Source organism: Corynebacterium sp. c3Ub_189 (genome assembly GCF_039907195.1).
GTDB lineage: Bacteria > Actinomycetota > Actinomycetes > Mycobacteriales > Mycobacteriaceae > Corynebacterium.
In genome coordinates this window covers 60,377-79,291 of record NZ_JASBOF010000003.1, presented here as the reverse complement: position 1 = coordinate 79,291, position 18,915 = coordinate 60,377, and the positions used below count along the sequence as shown (strand labels likewise).

The following is an 18,915-nucleotide window of genomic DNA, read 5'->3' as shown; positions in this document are numbered from 1 at the left end:
GCCACCCGAGCCTAAAGCGAGGTACACCCCAGTGCGTTTTCTCAACGATGCCCATCCGCCGTACGAATTGACCTACTCCGACGTATTTATGGTCCCGAGCCACTCCGAGGTGGGCTCGCGCCAGTCGGTAGACCTCACCACTGAGGACGGCACCGGAAATACCATCCCGCTCATCGTGGCCAATATGACCGCCGTGGCCGGGCGCCGCATGGCCGAGACCATCGCCCGGCGCGGCGGGCTAACCATCCTGCCACAGGACCTCTCCTTAGACGCGGCCGCAGAAACCATCGCCTCTGTGAAGGCGGCGGACTTGGTCTATGACACCCCAATTACCGTCAAGCCGCACCACACCGTGGGCTATACCAGCAACCTTTTGCACAAGCGCGCCCATGGTGCCGCCATCGTGGTCGAGGGGGACATGCCCATCGGCATCATCACGCCGAAGGACCTGCGCGGACAGGATAACTTCACCGCCGTTGGCCAATTGATGACCACCGACTTGGTCACGCTGCCGGTGGGTATTGACCCACAGGAGGCCTTTACCAAGCTGCGCAAGACCTCCCGCAAGCTAGCCCCGGTGGTCAACCCGGATGGCACCTTGGCTGGAATCCTCACGAGGAAGGGTGCGGTAAGGGCAAAGATGTATAGGCCGGGCGTCGACAAGCAAGGCCGCTTACACATCGGTGCTGCGGTGGGCATCAACGGTGACGTGGAAGGTCGCGCCCGTGCCCTAGCGGAGGCCGGTGCTGATGTCCTCGTCATCGATACTGCACACGGACATCAGGAAAGCATGCTCACCGCGCTGAGCAAGGTTAAGGCGCTGGATCTGGGACTTCCCATTGCCGCCGGCAATATCGTCACGGGCGAGGGTGTGCGCGAGCTGGCCGCGGCCGGCGCGGACATTATCAAGGTCGGTGTGGGTCCGGGCGCGATGTGCACCACCCGCATGCAGACTGGCGTGGGCCGCCCGCAGTTCTCGGCCGTCCTAGAGTGTGCTGCAGCCGCCCGCGAGGTTGGCGCCCATGTTTGGGCCGACGGCGGCGTGCGCGACCCGCGCGATGTCGCCCTCGCACTTGCCGCGGGTGCCTCCAATGTCATGATCGGCTCCTGGTTCGCCGGCACCTTTGAATCCCCAGGTGACCTGCACAAGGATGCCGACGGCGCCTTTTATAAAGAATCCTTCGGTATGGCGTCGCGCCGGGCGGTGCGCGGCCGCAATTCCGATACCGAGGCCTTTGAGCGCGCCCGCCGCGAGATGTTCGAAGAGGGCATTTCTACCTCTCGCATCTACCTCGACCCCGAGCACGGCGGCGTGGAGCACCTGGTGGACCGGATTGTCTCTGGCGTGCGTTCCTCGTGTACCTACGCCGGTGCCGATTCCCTAGCCGCCTTCCGCGAACGCGCCACCGTGGGCGTGCAGTCCGCCGCCGGCTTTGCCGAGGGGCAGCCACGGGCCACGAACCGCTAAAACAATAACCCCAGTGATGTGCAGATGGCCTGCAGGGATCGCTCTGGGGCTTTCAAATGCGACACTACCATGGGAGCCATGACGCCTCAATCAGCTACCCAACGCCAGCTAATTGAATGGTTTTCAGCTCCCAGAATGAAAAGGTTTCTCGATCATCCTGACCCGGCGGCTCTTTATCTATGGAACACCCGCGTCTCGAAGGCATTCCTAGAAGATATTCAGCACGCTGAGGTACTTCTGAGGAACCACATAGACACAGCACTCTCGGCCAAGTACAGCCCCGAGTGGTTTGACTCCCCAAAAATTCCTTTCACTTCCCAATCCAAGAATGCAATAACAAAAGCCCAGAGACGCACCAATTTCAATAAGAATCGGAACACAGGAAAGGTAATCGCAGAATTAAATTTTGATTTCTGGCGATACCTGTTGACCACGACTTATCAGACGACGATATGGCCATGCCTTCACTCCACCTTTTCCTCACGGGTTTCCCGAAAGGATTTCGAGGCTCAAGTACAAATCATTTACACCTTTCGAAACAGGGCAGCCCACCATGAACCCATCATTAGGGACTGCCGCGGCATGGAAGAGAAGGAATTGGACAACATATCAACAGCACTTCACAAAGTTTGTTCCTGGATCTCCCCGGAAGCGGCCTCCTGGATACTCGAACAGTCAAGAGTTCGAGTGCTAAGAAGCCAGCGTCCCTAGAAGCCCTCCGCTCAGCACGTGCTACGTTGACAGATATGTTGACTCGCTATGACCAAGCGGCCTCCCGCGCGGCCGCGCAGGTTATGGGGCAGTACTCCACCAGTTTCTCCCTGGCCACGCGGCTTTTGCGCGGGCGGGTGCGCGCCGATATCCGCCACCTGTACGCGGTGGTGCGCATTGCAGACGAGCTTGTCGACGGCACCGCAACCCAAGCCCACACTGACCCCGCCGCCGCGCTGGATGCCTACGAGCAGACCATCTTGGCCGCACCGCGACAGCGACTGCACACGGACCCGATAGTGCACGCTTATGCCATCACGGCTCGCCGCTGCGGCTTCCACCGCGAGTACCTTGCTGCCTTCTTTAGCTCCATGCGTGCGGATCTCACCCAGCGCGAGTACTCCCCATCGGAACTGCAAGACTATATCTACGGCTCAGCGGAAGTCATTGGGTTATTGTGCCTGCAAATTTTCTTGGCCGAAGAGGACGTCTCCCCCGCCGACCGCGCCGCGATGGAGCGCGGTGCCCGCGCTCTAGGGTCAGCCTTTCAGAAGATTAATTTCCTTCGTGACCTAGGCGAAGACAGCTCAACTTTAGGTCGCACCTATTTTCAGCAGGCCCCATCGGGACGAATTGATGAGGCCACCAAGTCCGCGCTTATCGCAGAGATCCGCCGGGAGCTCGCCACCGCTGCGCTCACCATCAACTTGCTGCCGGCCTCTGCACGGGTGGGGGTGAGCGCGGCGGCGGATATCTTTACTGAGCTCACCAATCGCCTTGCCGCCACTCCGGCTACGGCGCTTGCCACTACACGGGTATCCGTGCCGAACCACACCAAGGCTTGGCTCGCGGCCCGCGCGGTGCGCCGTCGCGGTTGCAGCAGCCAGACCTCGGCTACGGGCGAAAACTAAGGAGAACATCATGCACGCCGTCGTCATTGGAGCCGGCATCGCCGGACTCGCCACCGCCGCTTTGCTCGGCCGCGAGGGCTACGAGGTCACCGTCGTGGACTCGCTGGATGAGGTAGGAGGGCGCGCCGGCAGCTTTGCGGAGGCCGGCTTCCGCTGGGATACCGGACCGTCCTGGTACCTCATGCCCGAGGCATTCGATCACTTCTTTGCGCTGTGCGGCACCTCCACCGAGGCGGAGCTGGACTTGGTCGACCTCTCCCCCGCCTACCGCGTCTTTCATGGCGATGCGCCGGTGGATGTGCGCTCCGGCATCGAGGAAGTCACCGCGCTTTTCGAGTCACTCGAGCCCGGCGCGGGGGAGAAAGTCCGCGCGTACTTGGCGCAGGCCAGCGATACCTATGAGATGGCGCTTAAGCACTTCCTTTACACCACCTTCTCCGCGCCGCTGAACCTGGTGCACCGCGATATCCGCACCCGGATTTCGCGCCTCATGGCTCTGCTGACGGTAAACCTAAAGCAGTACGTGGGCCGAACGTTTTCTGATGCCCGCCTGCGCCAAATCTTAAGTTACCCGGCGGTCTTTTTGTCCTCCGAGCCGGCCGCCGCACCGGCACTGTATTCCTTAATGAGCCACACCGACCTGGTGGAGGGCGTGCGCTACCCGCAGGGTGGCTTCGCGGCCGTGGTCCAGGCCATCTACCGGCAGGCACGGAAGTTTGGCGCCACCTTCCGCTTGGGCGAGGAGGTGACCTCCATTAAGGTTGCCAACCGGCAGGTCACGGGCGTGCGCACGAATAAGGGCGCCATCCACGCCGATATCGTGGTCTCGGCGGCGGACGTGCACCATACCGAGACCCAGTTATTGCCTCCACAGCTGCGCACCTACCCAGAGCGCTATTGGGGTCGGCGCAATCCGGGCCTGGGCACCGTGCTTGTTTTGGCCGGGGTGAAGGGCGAGCTGCCAGAACTAGCACACCATACGCTGCTTTTTAGCCAGGATTGGGATCCGGATTTCCGCGCCGTCTATTCCGGTCCGGAGCCTTCCCGGCCGTTGGGGGCCTCGGAGTCCATCTACGTGTCCAAGACCTCAGCCACCGACCCGAACGTAGCGCCCGCAGGCCACGAAAACCTCTTCATTCTGGTGCCGGTGCCGGCCGCGGAGGCGCCCGGGTTCGGCAATGCCTACCACGCAGAGGAATCCGAGCGCGTTGCCGCGATTGCCGACGCCGCCCTTAACCACATTGCAGCCACGGCTGGGGTGCCGGATTTGGTAGACAGGGTCGTCGTCAAGCGCACGCTCGGCCCTGCCGATTTTGCCGAGCGCTACCATGCTTGGTCGGCCGGTTCTATTGGGCCCGCGCACACGCTGCGGCAATCGGCGTTTTTGCGCGGGCGTAATGCCTCGCGCAAGGTCGATGGACTCTATTACGCAGGAGCCACCACCGTGCCGGGCGTGGGCGTGCCGATGTGTCTGATTTCGGCCGAAAACATTATTAAGCGCCTGCGCGGCGATAAATCCGCAGGGCCACTTTCGCACTAGCCCAGGCACGGCAAAAGCCGCCAGCCACGTGGGCTGACGGCTAGCGATTGGCCGCTGGGCGGCTACTTCTGTTCCGGCTTAACCAGCGGGAAAAGCACAGTTTCGCGGATCCCCAAGCCGGTCAGGGCCATCAACAGGCGGTCCATGCCCATGCCGGTGCCGGCCGTAGGAGGCATGCCCTGCTCCATTGCAGCAAGGAAGTCCTCGTCCAGCACCATGGCCTCGTCATCGCCACCGGCGGCCAGGCGGGCCTGATCCTCAAAACGCTCGCGCTGGATAACCGGGTCCACCAGCTCGGAGTAGCCGGTTGCCAGCTCGAAGCCGCGGACGTAGAGATCCCACTTCTCGGTCACGCCCGGCTTGGAACGGTGCTGACGGGTCAGCGGGGAGGTCTCAACCGGGAAGTTCTTGACAAAGATGGGACCTTCCAGCTGGTCCTCACACAGGACCTCCCAGATTTCCTCCACCAACTTGCCGTGGCCCCAGCCGCCGTCCTTGGGGACGTCAAGGCCGATGACGTCGGCAATGCCCTTGAGCGTTTCGACGTCGGTATCGATGGTGACCTCCGGCTGGCCTGGGAACTTGCGCTGTAGGGCCTCATTGAGGGAGGGGTACATCTCGATTTCGGGCCACTCTTCGCCGCCGAAATCGAACTCGGTGCCATCTGCCAAGGTGACGGTGGTCGATCCAAAGACGTCGCGCGCTACGGCCTGGATGGACTCGCGCGTCATGCGGGCGCAATCGTCGTAGTCGCCCCATGCAGCGTAGGTCTCGAGCATGGCGAACTCCGGCGAGTGGGAGCGGTCCACGCCCTCATTGCGGAAGTTACGGTTGATTTCGAAGACGCGGTCAATACCACCGACGACGGCACGCTTCAAGTACAGCTCCGGCGCAATGCGCAGGTAGAGGTCAATATCCAGCGCATTGGAGTGGGTGATAAACGGGCGAGCGGCCGCGCCACCGTGCAGGGTCTGCAGCATCGGGGTCTCGATTTCAACGAAATCCTGGCTTTCCAGGTAGTTACGCAGCGCGCGCATGACCTTCACGCGGATCATGGCGTTCTTGCGGGCCTCTTCGCGGATAATGAGGTCATTATAGCGCTGGCGCACACGGGTATCTTCTGCCATATCGGCAAAGGACACCGGCAACGGGCGCAGGGACTTAGCGGCCATGGTCCACTCGGAGACCATGATGGACAGCTCGCCGCGGCGGGAGGAAATTACGCGGCCGCGCACGGAGATGAAATCGCCCAAGTCAACATCGGACTTCCACGCGTCGAGGCGCTCCTTGCCCACCTCCGCTAGGGAAAGCATGGCCTGCACCTGGGTGCCATCGCCATCCTGCAGGGTGGCAAAGCACAGCTTGCCGGTATTGCGCATAAAGATAAGGCGGCCGGCAATGGCGTGGGTTACCTCGGTTTCCTCGCCTGGGGCCAGGTAGGTCACGCCTTCTTCCGTGCCCGGCTCTTCACCCTCGGCCACTACGCGGAAATCGTGGCGCAAATCCTTCAAAGAGATGGTGCGCTCAACGGTGACCGGGTAGGCCTCTACGCCGGATTCCAGCAGGCGATCGCGCTTCTCGCGGCGGATGCGCAGCTGCTCAGGGACATCGTTTACTTCATTATTCTTCTGCTCGCTCACGTTAGCCTAGGGTAGTCGATCCCCACCGCAGCACGCGATTTAGCCCACGCCACCCTCACCCCGGAAAAGATTTACGCATAATTCACTTAACCGTCACCTCCGCGCCAACGCACAGTTACTGAGATCCCCTTATATATATGGCTGTCCCCGTGTCTAAACAATATTTTCAACCCATTTGGAGCAGTAATAATGGCGCTTAAAGGCCGCAACCTTCTCTCTAGTCTCTTTGCCTCCTCTCGTTCCAGCCTGACCTGCACCTACAAGTGCGGTAATGCTTGCTTTGGCGAGTGCGAGAACAAGTCCAATAACCCGTACTTTGCTGACCAATTCTCCCGCCGTACCGCGCTGCGTGCGGGTAGCCTGTCCGTCGTAACCGTTGGCGGCGGCGCTGCTTTGGCGGCCTGCTCCAACCCGGATGATGCGTCTAATGAGGCTTCTTCCTCCGAGGGCAAGGGCGGCAAAACCTCTGAGGCGAACGTTGAGCTCACCTCCGCAGAGGGCATGAAGTTCGACCCAGTACAGCCAAACGAGAAGGACGAAGTGGTCATCCCGGATGGCTACGAGCAGTCCGTCCTCATTGCCTGGGGCGACCCGCTGTTTGAGGACGCGCCGGAATTCGATGACAAGAACCAGACCGCCGAGGCAGCAGAAAAGCAGTTCGGCTTCAACAATGACTTTGCGGGCCTTATCGAGCACCCGAACGATGACAACCGCCTTATCTACGTCTGCTCCCACGAGTACACCACCGAGCCGCAGATGTTCCCCAACTACGATGCGGATAACCCCACCGAGGAGCAGGCCAAGATCGGCTGGGCTGGCCACGGCCACTCCATCGTGGAGGTGTCCAAGGTAGGCGATACCGGTGAACTCAAGCGCGAGTTCGGCCCGCTCAACCGCCGCATCACCGCCACCACCGAATTCACCCTGGTGGGCCCAGCTGCCGGCTCCGACTACGTCAAGACCTCCGCCGATAAGACCGGCAAGAAGGTCAAGGGCACCCTGAATAACTGCTCCGGCGGCATCACCCCGTGGAACACCATGCTCTCCGGCGAGGAGAACTTTGACCAGTACTTCGCTCACGCCAACCTGGATGACAAGAAGGCGCAGGAATCCCTCGAGCGCTTCGGCATGGAAGATGGCGAATCCCAGCGCAAGTGGGAGCGCTTTGATAAGCGCTTCGACGTCTCCAAGGAGCCGAACGAGCCAAACCGCTTTGGCTGGATCGTAGAGATCAACCCACTGGACCCGAAGTCCACCCCGATCAAGCACACCGCGCTGGGACGCTTCAAGCACGAGGCCGGCAACATCCACATCGCATCCGACGGCACCGTCGTGTGCTACTCCGGCGATGACTCCCGCTTCGAGTACATCTACAAGTTCATCTCCACCAAGAAGTACAAAGAAGGCGACATCGAGCACAACCTCACCATCCTGGACCACGGCACCCTGTACGTGGCCAAGGTAGAGGGCAACTCCCCAGAGGACGAGATTGACGGCTCCGGCGTGCTGCCAGAGGATGGCGCCTTTGATGGCAAGGGCGAATGGATCAAGCTGCTGACCTCCGATACGGAGAACAACAAGTTCGAGTCTCACGTTGATGGCATGTCTGCCGAAGAGGTTGCCGTCTACACCCGTGAGGCTGCCGATAAGGTGGGCGCCACCAAGATGGACCGCCCGGAGGATATGCAGGTTCACCCGGACTCCGAGAAGGTCTACGTGGCCCTGACCAACAATAAGTACCGCGGCGCTACCGGCGAGAATGCCAAGAAGAACAAGGAAGAGCCGATGGAGTGGGCTCCTATCAAGGAGAACAAGAACGGCCTGGTCATGGAGATTGAAGATGACCACGCTGGCGAGAAGTTCACCTGGAACCTCTTCCTAGTCTGTGGTGACCCGAAGGAAGCAAATACCTACTTTGGTGGCTTTGATAAGGAGAAGGTCTCCCCAATTTCCTGCCCGGATAACCTGGCCTTCGATAGCCACGGCAACCTGTGGATCTCCACCGACGGCAACGCCCTTGAGTCCAACGATGGCCTCTACGCCGTGACCACTGAGGGCGATACCCGAGGTGAGCTCAAGTGCTTCCTGACGGTTCCGGCGGGCGCCGAGACCTGCGGCCCCATCGTCACCGATGAGCGGGTGATGGTCAACGTCCAGCACCCAGGCGAGACCGATGACGCCACCTTCGAAAAGCAGACCTCCCACTGGCCAGAGGGCGGCAAGTCCACCCCTCGCCCTGCAGTGGTTGTGGTGTGGAAGAAGGACGGCAACATCGGCGTCGATAAGAAGTAAGCACCACCTGGTTTAAGCACCCACCGCGCGGCCCTCGTTCCTCCACTGGAACTGGGGCCGCGCTGTTGTTTTCCTGCCGGCAGCATGAGGTACTGCGCCGCCTGCGCCTTCCAAATATAAATCCACCCGCCGGTCTCCCCCACGGGCTAATACCTATGTGAGTTATGGCATACTAACCGCACGTGTGAGACACGCCACCTGACCGCCCATGAGGAGACGCACACCATGAACTCTCTTGTCCTCGCCATCATCGGCATTGCGATGATGGGCGCCGGCTATCTGCTCTATTCCAAGGTCCTAGGAAAGAGCATTTTCCGGCTATCCCCGAACTACTCCACCCCGGCCCACACCATGGAAGACGGCGTGGACTTTGTGCCCACCAATAAATACGTCCTGTGGGGCCACCACTTCACGTCCGTGGCGGGCGCCGCGCCCATCATTGGTCCGGCCGTAGCCGTCATCTGGGGCTGGGTTCCGGCGTTTCTCTGGGTCACCCTCGGCACCGTCTTCTTTGCCGGCATACACGATTTGGGTGCGCTGTGGGCGTCGCAGCGCCACAAGGGCCAGTCCATCGGCACTTTGTCCGGGCGCTACATTGGCAAGCGCGGGCGCAACCTCTTCCTCATCGTCATCTTCCTGCTGCTGTTGATGGTGAATGCGGCCTTCGCCGTGGTCATTTCGAACCTGCTGGTCTCCACGCCTACGGCCGTTATCCCCACGTGGGGCGCCATCGTCGTCGCGTTGCTTATCGGCCAGGCCATCTACCGCCTGAATTGGAACCTGCCGCTGGTCTCCATCGTGGGCGTTGTCGCGCTCTACGCGTTGATGATCATCGGTGACCGCGTGCCTGTGGTCCTACCAGATACGGTCCTGGGCATTCCCGCCAACGGCGTGTGGATCATCTTGTTATTCATCTACGCCTTCATCGCTTCGATGCTGCCGGTATGGGTGTTGCTGCAGCCGCGCGACTACGTCAACGGCCTCCAGCTCTTTGTGGGCCTGGCCATCTTGTACGGCTCCTTCCTTATTACCCGCCCTTCGCTTGCCGCACCGGCGCTGCGCGACAACGTGCCGGACGGTACCCCGGGCATCTTCCCGCTACTCTTTGTCACCATCGCCTGCGGCGCTATCTCCGGCTTCCACGGTGTCGTGGCCTCCGGCACCTCGTCCAAGCAGGTGGATAAGGAAACTGACGTGCGCTTTGTGGGGTACTTCGGCGCCGTGGGCGAGGGCTTGCTCGCGCTGGGCACCATCATCGCCACCACCGCGGGCTTTAAGTCCCTGCAGCAGTGGGAAGAAATCTACTCCGAGTGGAATGCCGGCGGCGTGGAGGCCTTCGTGCAAGGCGGCGGCGCACTCATGAATGAGGGCATGGGGATTCCCACGTCCCTCTCCGGCACCATCTTGGCCACCATGGCCGTCCTCTTCGCCGCCACCACCATGGACTCGGGCGTGCGCCTGCAGCGCCTAGTGGTGCAAGAAATTGGCGAGATCATGGGTGTGCGTATCAAGGCCCTGGCCGCCACCGTCATCGCGGTGGGCTTGGCCTTCGGCCTGACCTTCTCTGCCGGCGCGGATGGCTCCGGCGGCATGACCATCTGGCCACTATTCGGCACCACCAACCAGCTCATGGCGGGCCTTTCCTTGGCCATCGTGGTGGTCATCCTTACCCACCTGCGCCGCCGAACGTGGCCGGTGGTCATCCCGCTCATCTTCGTTACCGCCATGTCACTGTGGGCCGCACTGCTCCAGCTGAAGTCCCTATTTACCAGCCAGAACTGGCTGCTATTTTGCATGGACGTCATCATCGTAGTTGCCGCCATCTGGGTCATTGTGGAAGCCGTTGGCGCCATTTCCCGCGCCCGCAAGGAGACCCCGCTGGAGTGGTCCGATGATGACCTTGACGCCCCACTGCCCGAGCATGCTCGACAAGCTTAAGGCACTTGCGGCCGGGCTCAATGAGTACTACCAGGCCCCGTATCGCGCCAGCTTTGCCAAGGCCCAGCAGCAGGAAGACGATCTCTTCTTGATGCTGGTTGCCTCGGAGGCGCTCGGCATCCCCAACCCCGCCAGCTACTACACCCTGGAGCTTTTGCCGTTGGTCTATGAGGATTTCCACGCCTGGCATACCCGCATGGGAATGGATAAATCCCCGCTGGAGAATATTCAATGTTGTTAGAAACCGCACCCATCATGTTCTTTGGCGGCAAGGGCGGGGTGGGCAAAACCACCCTGGCCACCGCTACCGCGCTGCGCCTGTCCCGCAATCACCGCGTCTGCCTGGTGTCCACGGACCCGGCGCATAACCTGGGGCATATTTTTGGCGCCTCGCTTGGCGACGCCCCCTCAGGCCTCACCCCTACCCTGTCCGCCATCGAGATCGACCCGGCGCGCGCGACCGAGCAACACCTAGCGCAGGTAGGGAACTCGATGCGCCGCTTTATGCCCGAACACCTGCACGGTGAGGTGAAAAAGCACCTCGACCTAGCCCGGCAATCTCCCGGCACGCAGGAGGCGGCGCTATTGGAGCGCATAGCGGCGCTCGTAGTGGAGGAATCCGACTTTGATTACCTCGTCTTCGATACCGCTCCCTCTGGGCACACTTCGCGGCTGATGGCCCTGCCGGAGATCATGGCCGCTTATACCGATGGGTTACTCTCCCGGCGCGAGAAATCCGATAAATTCGGCTCGCTGGTGCGCGGAATGTCGCAAGGAAGCGGCGCGGATAATGACCCGGTGGACCGGCGCAATCAGGAAATTCGCGCCACGCTTTTCCAGCGCCGCGAGCGCTTTGCCCAGCTGCGCACCGCGCTTGCCTCCCCGCGCACCGTGTTCCATATCGTGCTCACCGCCGAGCGCCTGCCCGTGCTGGAATCTGCCGAGTTTCATGCGGACCTCACGAGCAACGGTGTGCGGGTGGGATCCATGCTGGTTAACCGGCGCACCCCGGCCGACCAAGGCGAGTTCTTAGCCGCCCGGCGCGCCGCCGAGGATGAGGCACTCGCACTCCTACGCGCCCAGCTGCCCGATACCCCGGTGCGCGAGGTTCCGTGGTTGCCGGAGGAAGTGGGGACTCCAGAGGCCGTCGGCAAGCTGGCGGCCTATCTCTAGCTCCACCCGCCCGCGCCGCTGTGGGCTCGGGTCTGCTAAAACCGAAACTATGACTTTGCTCACCAACGAATACCTATCCCACTTGCGCGAGGAGGCCGCGGCCGATTCCCGGCTGCGCATCGCGCGCAACGCCATCACCAACGTCGGGGCGGCCAAGGCGGCCCTAGACCGCGACCGCATTACCTCCCTCTACCCCACCACCGAGGTCAAGCTGGATAGCTTGGGCGTATCGGACCAAAAGCGCTCGGGCCGTTGCTGGATGTTTGCGGCGCTGAACGTCTTCCGTCACCGCGCGGCCAAGGAGCTCAATGTAGATGACTTCGAGTTCTCCTTCACCTACCTGCAGTACTTTGACAAGCTGGAGCGCGCCAACCTGGTGCTCAACCAGCTGCTGGATAAGAAGGACGCCGGCTGGGACGAGCGCACCGTCGCCGCGGTGCTCGACCACGCGGGGGCCGATGGCGGCTGGTGGTGCTTCTTTAGCAACCTCGTAGCCAAGTACGGCGCCGTTCCTGCCGAGGTCATGCCAGAGGTGCGCTCGTCTGGCAATACCGCGGAGATGAACCGCGATCTCGCCACGGTGGTGCGCCGCGCCGCCGCACAGGACGGACCGCGCGAAGAAATCCTCGCCCAGGCGCGCAAGGATATCCACCGTATCCTGGCCATCCACCTGGGCACCCCGCCGCAGGAATTTACCTGGGCGTATCGCACCAAGGACGAGCAATTCGTGCGCCTGCACTCCACCCCGCGAGAGTTTGCGGATAAGTACCTACCGCACCTAGACGAGTACGTGGTGTTGGCCGATGACCCCCGCTCCACCAACCCCAAGCATCGCCTCTTTAGTAGCGCCGAGGAGACCAATGTGCTGGGCGGCGCACCGCAGGAGTACCTCAACGTCAGCGCGGCCGAGCTGAAGGAAACTGCCAAGCGCAGCCTGGCTGCCGGCGAGCCGGTGTGGTTTAGCTGCGATGTCAACCGCCAGTTCTCCTTCCTCAACGGCGTATGGGACGAGGGATTGGTGAATACCGATGGCCTCTACGGCATCGATTCCTCCATGAGCAAGGAGGAGCGTTTTACCTCCGGCGAGACCGCGCCCACCCACGCGATGGTGCTCACCGGCGTCGATGGTGACCGCGCCTGGCGCGTGGAAAATTCCTGGGGTTCTAAGCCGCCGCGCAAGGACGACGGCGAGGATGTGCCCGGAAAGGGCTTTGCCACGATGGCCGATGCCTGGTTTGACCAGAACGTCTTCCACATCGCCGTCCGCAAGGAGCACCTGAGCGACGAGCTGGCCCAGGCTCTTGCCACCGAACCGATTGAGCTTCCCCTCTGGGACCGGATGAACTAAGGAGAATCGAGAAATGACAGAGATTAACCCGAACGAGGTTCATGCCGCCAATGCCGAGCTCACCAGCGATGCCACGCTGCGCCTGGTACGCAATGGGGTGGCCCAGGAGGGCGTCGACAAGCTCAGCCTCGACCGTGAGCAATTGCGCACCCTTACCCCGGTAACCAGCCATAAGCTAGATTCCTGGGGCGTGGCCGACCAGAAGGCATCGGGCCGCTGCTGGATTTTTGCCGGCCTCAATTCCCTGCGCGGCGGGCTCATGGACAAGGCCAAGCTCAAGGACTTTGAGCTCTCCCAGACCTATATTTACTTCTTTGACAAGCTGGAAAAGGCCAATTGGTTCCTCACCGCCATGGCTGAGCTCAAGGACCGCGAGATTACGGACCGCACGGTGACCAAGCTCATGGATGATCCCATCGATGACGGCGGCCAATGGTCCATGTTCGTCGCCCTAGTGGAAAAGTACGGCGTGGTGCCGCAATACGCCATGCCGGAGACCGCGTCTTCCGAGGCCACGGCGATGCTTAACCACAATCTGCAAACCGTGCTGCGCCGCGCCGCCCACCGCATCCGCCGCGGCGAAGAGGGCGCGCATGAGCAGGCGCTTGCCGACGTCTACCGTATCCTCACCGCCAACCTTGGCCTGCCGCCCGAGGAGTTTGTGTGGCAGTACCGCGATAAGGACGATGAGTTCCACCGCGCGGGCACCTATACCCCACAGGAGTTTGCCCAGGAATTCCTGCCGGCGGACCTAGGCGAGTACGTGTGCGTGGTCAACGACCCGCGCAATGCCTACGGCGAGCTCTACACCGTGGAGTATCTGGGCAACGTGGCTGGAAAGCGCGTGACCTATTTGAACGCGCCTGTGGAGGTGCTGCGCGATGCCGCGCGTGCCTCCATCGAGGACGGCCAGCCGGTCTGGTTCGGCTGCGATACCGACCAGCAATCCGATGATGAGCACGGCGTGTGGGCCAAGCACCTGCACGATTATGAGGCCTTCTACGGCGTGGAGATGGATCTGGACAAGGCGCAGCGTTTGCGCTTGCACGAGTCCCTCATGACCCACGCGATGGTCTTTACCGGCGCCGATATCGCAGACGACGGCACCGTCAATCGCTGGCGTGTGGAGAATTCCTGGGGCCCGAAGAAGGCCGATAAGGGCTTTTGGACCATGGCCGATGACTGGTTCGACGAGTTCGTCTTCGAAATCGCCGTGCACCCCTCCCGCCTGCCGGAACAATACCAAGCGGCGTTGCAGTCCGAATCCGTGACCACCCTGCCGGCCTGGGATCCGATGGGAGCGTTGGCGCGTTAAGCCTGCGGCACGCTAAGACTGCGGCGTGCCAAGGCGGCGCACATAGAGCATGCACACCAAGTCGCGGTCCTCGTTGACCGTGATGGTGCGCTCGCCCACCTGAGTGAAACCGCGGCTGTCATAGAACTGGTAGGTGCAGCCGTCATCGGTAAACAAGTAGAGATTCTTTCCCTCGTGCCGGGCTTCGAAGGCCTCGAGCAGCGCCGTGCCCACGCCGCTCACGCCGGAATTGGGATCCGCGACGAGGAAGCCGATTTCGCCATCAATGGGGTGCTTGCCCAAGTATTTGAGCAGCATGTCCTGATTGGCGGCGTCGTAATCATCGCGGTGGCCGCCCGGGCGCAGGTTATTAAAGATTTCCACCGCGCGGACAAACGCCTTGCGCCACCACGGATACGGCAGCGCGGGCTTGCCCTTCATGGAGGCCAACAGCACGCCGAGGAAGCGGTCGCCATCGTAAGCAGCCAAGATATCGGTGGCCTTGGCGCGCTCTAAGTCCCAAAAGTAGCGGCCATAGGCGCGCTCGAAGCGGCGGCTTTTGACAAACCAGTGCAGGTGCATGCCCTCGATGGCAAAAGAAATAGCCTTGGGCTCATCGCGCGGGTCAAGGTCGCGGATCTGGATATCGGTCATTAGTCCTCCGATGGCTGCTGGGAAGCGGTACCCTGCGCGCGTTGTTGCTCGCGCTCGAGCTCGGCCTTGGCTTCGTGCTCTTCAATATTATTAAAGCCGATGCCCAGCGGCAGGCCCACATTATCGATGAGGCGGACGCCGCCGATTGTCGCGGCAACGAGCAAGCGGGCATCCCCCTCCTCGGGAGGCATGCCGAGGTCGCGACCGCGCACCTCAAGGTAATCGGGTTCAACGCCTGCTGCGCGCAGGACTTCCGTGGCAACCTCGCGGACCTTCTCCGCACCGGCTTCGGCGGCATGTGCGCCGGCGGTCAGCGCGGCGGAAAGGGCCGCAGCTTGGTCACGGGATCCGGCCGGGACATTAGTATTGCGCAGGCTCATCACCACGCCATCGGGCATGCGTACGGCGGGCACGCCCTGCACGCGGACACCCAGGTGGAAGTCCTGAACCGCGTGGTGGATGGCGAGGAGGAGCTCGTAGTCCTTTTCGCCGAGGAGGACGTCGGTAGGCGAAAGCGCCAGAATGAGCGCAAGGTACAGCGAGAGATCTTCGCTGAGGTCCGGCTCGAGGGCGCTCGCGGCGTCGGCCGGAGCTACGGCGATGCGGCGGCCATGCGGCCATAAGGTCTCTGGCGAGTAATCCCACACGATGTCCACGCCCTCGGCACGCAGGAGCTCAAGATCCTCCTCGTGCGGGGACTGCAGGGCCACGACGGTAACCGCGCCGCGAATGTGCTTGGCCGCGCGCACCAGCGCGATATGGCCGGCGTGCACGCCGTTGGTCAGCGGTACGAAGGCCACCGGACGGCCAGTCTTATGAAAGGCGCTGCCAACCATGCGGATGCGCTCAATCTCACTGATGACGGTGGCATTTCCCAGCTCTAGGCTCATCGGCTCTCCTCTTGTAGGGCCCACATTTCCAGCTCCTCGCGGCCGTCTACCTCACCTAGGCGGCGGGCAACCTCCACGTAGCTGCGGCGCAGGCCGGGGTCGGTGGCACCGCGGTAGGCGGCGATGATTTCTTCGGTGTCCATGTCCTCACCCACCATGGGCTTTTCCTCTGCAGAGGGGAAGAAACGAGCATCGACCGCCGCAGAGATGTGCAAGCGACGCAGCATCTCGGCGTAGTAGGCACGGGCGGCAAAGGAAGGACGTTCGGCATCGGAAAGCGCGACGGCTTCGCCGCGGAACTCGGTGATATTGAGCTCCACTACAGTCTCGCCCAGCTCGTCTAGGGTGGTCACGGCCCAGCGCATATGTGCAAATGGGGCGAGTGCCGCAACAACACACCCGCGGGTTTCTAGCGGATCTAGCACTTGGACACCGCGCGAGAGGCAGGTGTGGAACACGATAAGCCCGTGGTGGACGTGGGGTTCAAGAAGTTCCACGGTAGCTTCTAAGCGGGCATCGCCCACGGCGATGATGAGGGCCTCAAAAGAGGCAAGTTCGGCCGGGTCCGAGAGCATCTGCACCTCATGGCCGGCGCGTTCCATGGCATTGGCCAAGGTAAAGCCGGCCAGGCTCCGGCCGAAGAGGGCTACCCGCATGCGTGGCGGGCGCATTTATTTATCCTTCTTCTTCGCCTGGGCCAGCAGCTCGGCCACGGATACCGCGCCTTCGCGCTTATCGTCGCTGCGACGGCGTCCGCGTGTCTGCTCCTCTGGCTGAGGTTCAGCCGCACGGTGATGCGGGCGGGCTGCCTTCTGGCGTACTGGTTCGGCCGATTCCGGAGCCACATGTTGACCCGAGCCTGGATACTCCGCGCGCTCGTCGCGCTGCGGCGCCGCCTGCTGCGGAATGTCCTGGGTCTCATCATTGGCCTTGGTGGCAGCCTCTGGCTTGCGGTGGCTGCCGTGGTGCTCGCTGGCCGCGGACGTGCGGGCATTCTTCAGGGAATCATCGCCGCCGGTATCCCAGCGCACGGCCTGGAAGCCACCAGTATTGAAGGTGGAGGCACCAGAAGTCTTACCGGAGGTGCGCTGCGCACGGGTCTTTTCGCTGATGATGTCATTGAGCGGGTTGGCCTCGGTGTGCGCCGCGGACGGCTGATTGCCCAATCGGCCGGCGATGGCATCGGCGGACGGGGCGCCGGAGGAGGACTGGGTGAAGTCCACATTGCCTTCCTCAGAGCCAGGGCGAGCAGCGGCCGCGGTCTGGGCCTCGAGCTGCATGATGCGGCGCGCCTCGGCGTGCAGGGCGGCCGGTTCATAGGTGAAGTCCTGGCCGGAAAGATCCTCAATCTGCTTGCGGATGGCAGCCAGCTCGGTGCGGATCTCATCCAGCAGCTCCTGGTCTGGCAGCGGCTGGCCATCGGCTGCGCGGACCTGCTTAAGCTCGGCGCGGTGAGCGCGCTCCTGCAGCTCCAGCTTGGTCACGGATTCCTCGGCCTGGCGGCGGTAGCGCATGACCAGGAAGAAGCCAAGCACGGCGGCCCACAGTGCTGCAATGAGGGCGATCTTGAGCGCGGCGGCAGAGCCGGAAATCAGCATGACGATGCTGGCCACCACGGCCAGCACCACGAGGACGATAAGGCCGATCTGGCCCAAGTCCGGCTTGGTCGTCTTGGCGGAAGTATTGCTAGAAGAAGAGCGCGGCTCAGTCATGCTCACTAATGTACCGTTTGAACCCCATCTGGTGGGGGCGGGGTCTCGCAGTGTCGCTCCAGCCGCAGGCCAGCGGCGGCCATCGCGAGGCCACCAAGCGCGGAGGCAATGACACCCACGAGGTCATCGGAGGCCGCGGTGAGCGTTCCGGTGTTGGGAATGACGTAGACGGCAATGCCGGCATAAATGCCACCCACGATGGAACCCGTCCATGCCGAGGCCTTGCCTACCAGCATGAACTGAGTGATGGTCATGGGGTTGAGCTGCGAATTATCCAGGCCAATGCCATGCTCGTCCTCGGTGGCTTGGTCCACCTTCCAGGTCAGCGCCACACAGATGACGGCCATAAGCCACAGCGTGGCCGACACCGTTACCGGGATTTGCAGCATGGAACCATAAAAGCGCGTGGTGAGGATGGCCGCCGCGGCGGCGAAAAAGACCCCGGTGCCGATGAGGGCACCCAGCGAGGTCCGTGTCATAGCTCCTCCATCATGCCCAGCCGGCGAATCTCGGCGCGCTCTTTCGGGTCGAGTGCTGCTACCCGCTTGGCGACGCCCTCCCCACTCAACCTAGCACCAGCATCGGCCGCCAACCACGGAATCAGCACGAAGGCGCGCTCGTGGGCATAAGGATGCGGGACGAAAAGCTCTGGGTCATCGGAGGTATAGCCCTCGATATCAATGATGTCTACATCCAGCGTGCGCGGACCCCAGTGGCGCACGCGGACGCGTTCGGCAGCCTCTTCGAGTTTCTGCCCGCGGCGCAGCAGTTCCTTCGGAGTCTCCTCGACATCCACGATGAGCACCGCGTTGAGGAATTCGTCTTGGTCCGTCACGCCCCACGGAGGGGTGGCATAGACGGGCGAGGCGGCGACGATCTCGCCGGCGAACTCGTCGAATACCGTGCGCAAAAGCTCCACGCGGTCATCCATATTGGAGCCGATAGACAGCACCGCACGCATTAGAGGGTCCTCGCGTGCTTGCGGGAGCGGCGGGCGACCACGGCGACGTCGGCAAAAGTGCGCGGAATCGGCGCCTTCGGCTTGTGCAGGGTGACCTCCACGGCATGCAGGCCCTCGAAGGTCTCCATGATGGTATCGGCCACCTCGCTGGCGACGGTCTCGATGAGGTCGCGAGCGGGGCCTTCGATGATTTTGGCGGCGACGTCGGCAAGCTCGGCGTAATTGATGGTCTTGGTCAGATCATCGGTGGCGGCGGCCTCGGCGAACTCGGACCAGCAGGTGATATCCACGATGAAGGGCTGGCCGGTGCGCTTTTCTTCCTCAAAAACGCCGTGGTAGCCAAAGCATTCTAGGCCGGTGAGCTCGATGCGGTCTGCCATGTT

General features: G+C 62.2%; 18 protein-coding genes. 10 read left to right on the top strand and 8 right to left on the bottom strand.

Going from position 1 to position 18,915, the window contains the following annotated elements; genetic code table 11:
• The first annotated feature begins 31 nt into the window (after nucleotides 1-31).
• The 4 genes from QKD99_RS02485 (at nucleotide 32) to crtI (ending at nucleotide 4,630) form a co-directional block, all read left to right on the top strand.
• Nucleotides 32-1,468, top strand: a complete 1,437-nt coding sequence (locus QKD99_RS02485; RefSeq protein WP_347950626.1) for a GuaB1 family IMP dehydrogenase-related protein — start codon at nucleotides 32-34, stop codon at nucleotides 1,466-1,468.
• Nucleotides 1,469-1,546: 78 nt separating this feature from the next.
• Nucleotides 1,547-2,179 (top strand): Abi family protein, encoded by a 633-nt coding sequence (locus tag QKD99_RS02480; protein WP_347950625.1) that lies wholly within the window; start codon nucleotides 1,547-1,549, stop codon nucleotides 2,177-2,179.
• A 35-nt stretch (nucleotides 2,180-2,214) separates the two neighbouring features.
• Entirely contained in the window at nucleotides 2,215-3,090 is an 876-nt protein-coding gene (locus tag QKD99_RS02475) for a squalene/phytoene synthase family protein (protein WP_347950624.1), read from the top strand.
• Nucleotides 3,091-3,100: 10 nt separating this feature from the next.
• On the top strand, nucleotides 3,101-4,630 hold the full coding sequence (crtI, locus tag QKD99_RS02470; protein WP_347950623.1) for a phytoene desaturase family protein: 1,530 nt from the start codon (nucleotides 3,101-3,103) through the stop codon (nucleotides 4,628-4,630).
• A gap of 62 nt (nucleotides 4,631-4,692) precedes the next feature.
• On the opposite strand, the gene lysS is transcribed toward crtI, so the two are convergent.
• Nucleotides 4,693-6,270 (bottom strand): lysine--tRNA ligase, encoded by a 1,578-nt coding sequence (gene lysS / locus QKD99_RS02465; RefSeq protein WP_005325682.1) that lies wholly within the window; start codon nucleotides 6,268-6,270, stop codon nucleotides 4,693-4,695.
• Between the two features lie 189 nt (nucleotides 6,271-6,459).
• Between lysS and QKD99_RS02460 the strand changes: the two genes are divergently transcribed.
• The 6 genes from QKD99_RS02460 to QKD99_RS02435 all read left to right on the top strand — a co-directional run bounded on the left by QKD99_RS02460 (nucleotide 6,460) and on the right by QKD99_RS02435 (nucleotide 14,336).
• The gene (locus tag QKD99_RS02460; protein ID WP_347950622.1) at nucleotides 6,460-8,562 is read left to right on the top strand and encodes a PhoX family phosphatase; all 2,103 of its coding nucleotides are present in this window, start codon (nucleotides 6,460-6,462) and stop codon (nucleotides 8,560-8,562) included.
• A gap of 225 nt (nucleotides 8,563-8,787) precedes the next feature.
• The gene (locus tag QKD99_RS02455) at nucleotides 8,788-10,500 is read left to right on the top strand and encodes a carbon starvation protein A (protein WP_347950621.1); all 1,713 of its coding nucleotides are present in this window, start codon (nucleotides 8,788-8,790) and stop codon (nucleotides 10,498-10,500) included.
• The gene (locus QKD99_RS02450; RefSeq protein ID WP_198492073.1) at nucleotides 10,484-10,741 is read left to right on the top strand and encodes a cory-CC-star protein; all 258 of its coding nucleotides are present in this window, start codon (nucleotides 10,484-10,486) and stop codon (nucleotides 10,739-10,741) included. The genes QKD99_RS02455 and QKD99_RS02450 overlap by 17 nt, the downstream gene beginning before the upstream one ends.
• Nucleotides 10,732-11,673, top strand: a complete 942-nt coding sequence (locus QKD99_RS02445) for an ArsA family ATPase (RefSeq protein ID WP_347950620.1) — start codon at nucleotides 10,732-10,734, stop codon at nucleotides 11,671-11,673. Before QKD99_RS02450 ends, QKD99_RS02445 begins: the two co-directional genes overlap by 10 nt.
• A 49-nt stretch (nucleotides 11,674-11,722) precedes the next feature.
• Complete coding sequence (locus QKD99_RS02440; protein ID WP_347950619.1) at nucleotides 11,723-13,021, top strand: C1 family peptidase; 1,299 nt, start codon at nucleotides 11,723-11,725, stop codon at nucleotides 13,019-13,021.
• 13 nt (nucleotides 13,022-13,034) lie between these two features.
• Nucleotides 13,035-14,336, top strand: a complete 1,302-nt coding sequence (locus tag QKD99_RS02435) for a C1 family peptidase (RefSeq protein ID WP_347950618.1) — start codon at nucleotides 13,035-13,037, stop codon at nucleotides 14,334-14,336.
• A 12-nt stretch (nucleotides 14,337-14,348) separates the two neighbouring features.
• Here QKD99_RS02435 and QKD99_RS02430 read toward each other — a convergent pair whose 3' ends face one another.
• Genes QKD99_RS02430 through folB form a run of 7 tightly spaced genes read right to left on the bottom strand, consistent with a single transcriptional unit; the run spans nucleotide 14,349 to nucleotide 18,912 of the window.
• On the bottom strand, nucleotides 14,349-14,969 hold the full coding sequence (locus QKD99_RS02430) for a GNAT family N-acetyltransferase (RefSeq protein WP_347950617.1): 621 nt from the start codon (nucleotides 14,967-14,969) through the stop codon (nucleotides 14,349-14,351).
• On the bottom strand, nucleotides 14,969-15,859 hold the full coding sequence (locus tag QKD99_RS02425) for a pantoate--beta-alanine ligase (RefSeq protein ID WP_347950616.1): 891 nt from the start codon (nucleotides 15,857-15,859) through the stop codon (nucleotides 14,969-14,971). Before QKD99_RS02425 ends, QKD99_RS02430 begins: the two co-directional genes overlap by 1 nt.
• A complete protein-coding gene (locus tag QKD99_RS02420; protein ID WP_284814453.1) occupies nucleotides 15,856-16,530 on the bottom strand; it encodes a hypothetical protein in 675 nt (224 codons plus the stop codon). The genes QKD99_RS02425 and QKD99_RS02420 overlap by 4 nt, the downstream gene beginning before the upstream one ends.
• Nucleotides 16,531-17,571, bottom strand: coding sequence for a DUF6779 domain-containing protein (locus tag QKD99_RS02415; protein ID WP_239278243.1), 1,041 nt, complete (start codon nucleotides 17,569-17,571; stop codon nucleotides 16,531-16,533). It lies immediately after the preceding gene.
• A gap of 5 nt (nucleotides 17,572-17,576) precedes the next feature.
• Complete coding sequence (locus tag QKD99_RS02410) at nucleotides 17,577-18,050, bottom strand: DUF3180 domain-containing protein (protein WP_347950615.1); 474 nt, start codon at nucleotides 18,048-18,050, stop codon at nucleotides 17,577-17,579.
• On the bottom strand, nucleotides 18,047-18,532 hold the full coding sequence (folK, locus tag QKD99_RS02405) for a 2-amino-4-hydroxy-6-hydroxymethyldihydropteridine diphosphokinase (protein WP_284787290.1): 486 nt from the start codon (nucleotides 18,530-18,532) through the stop codon (nucleotides 18,047-18,049). Before folK ends, QKD99_RS02410 begins: the two co-directional genes overlap by 4 nt.
• Nucleotides 18,532-18,912, bottom strand: a complete 381-nt coding sequence (folB, locus tag QKD99_RS02400) for a dihydroneopterin aldolase (RefSeq protein ID WP_198492081.1) — start codon at nucleotides 18,910-18,912, stop codon at nucleotides 18,532-18,534. Before folB ends, folK begins: the two co-directional genes overlap by 1 nt.
• Nucleotides 18,913-18,915: the final 3 nt, after the last annotated feature.

Bases quoted from the DNA above. Each gene is read 5' to 3' on its own strand.
- QKD99_RS02480 (WP_347950625.1), top strand. From the start codon at position 1,547: ATGACGCCTCAATCAGCTACCCAACGCCAGCTAATTGAATGGTTTTCA.
- QKD99_RS02475 (WP_347950624.1), top strand. From the start codon at position 2,215: ATGTTGACTCGCTATGACCAAGCGGCCTCCCGCGCGGCCGCGCAGGTT.
- crtI (WP_347950623.1), top strand. From the start codon at position 3,101: ATGCACGCCGTCGTCATTGGAGCCGGCATCGCCGGACTCGCCACCGCC.
- QKD99_RS02460 (WP_347950622.1), top strand. From the start codon at position 6,460: ATGGCGCTTAAAGGCCGCAACCTTCTCTCTAGTCTCTTTGCCTCCTCT.
- QKD99_RS02455 (WP_347950621.1), top strand. From the start codon at position 8,788: ATGAACTCTCTTGTCCTCGCCATCATCGGCATTGCGATGATGGGCGCC.
- QKD99_RS02450 (WP_198492073.1), top strand. From the start codon at position 10,484: ATGCTCGACAAGCTTAAGGCACTTGCGGCCGGGCTCAATGAGTACTAC.
- QKD99_RS02445 (WP_347950620.1), top strand. From the start codon at position 10,732: ATGTTGTTAGAAACCGCACCCATCATGTTCTTTGGCGGCAAGGGCGGG.
- QKD99_RS02440 (WP_347950619.1), top strand. From the start codon at position 11,723: ATGACTTTGCTCACCAACGAATACCTATCCCACTTGCGCGAGGAGGCC.
- QKD99_RS02435 (WP_347950618.1), top strand. From the start codon at position 13,035: ATGACAGAGATTAACCCGAACGAGGTTCATGCCGCCAATGCCGAGCTC.
- QKD99_RS02430 (WP_347950617.1), bottom strand. From the start codon at position 14,969: ATGACCGATATCCAGATCCGCGACCTTGACCCGCGCGATGAGCCCAAG.
- QKD99_RS02425 (WP_347950616.1), bottom strand. From the start codon at position 15,859: ATGAGCCTAGAGCTGGGAAATGCCACCGTCATCAGTGAGATTGAGCGC.
- QKD99_RS02420 (WP_284814453.1), bottom strand. From the start codon at position 16,530: ATGCGCCCGCCACGCATGCGGGTAGCCCTCTTCGGCCGGAGCCTGGCC.
- QKD99_RS02415 (WP_239278243.1), bottom strand. From the start codon at position 17,571: ATGACTGAGCCGCGCTCTTCTTCTAGCAATACTTCCGCCAAGACGACC.
- QKD99_RS02410 (WP_347950615.1), bottom strand. From the start codon at position 18,050: ATGACACGGACCTCGCTGGGTGCCCTCATCGGCACCGGGGTCTTTTTC.
- folK (WP_284787290.1), bottom strand. From the start codon at position 18,532: ATGCGTGCGGTGCTGTCTATCGGCTCCAATATGGATGACCGCGTGGAG.
- folB (WP_198492081.1), bottom strand. From the start codon at position 18,912: ATGGCAGACCGCATCGAGCTCACCGGCCTAGAATGCTTTGGCTACCAC.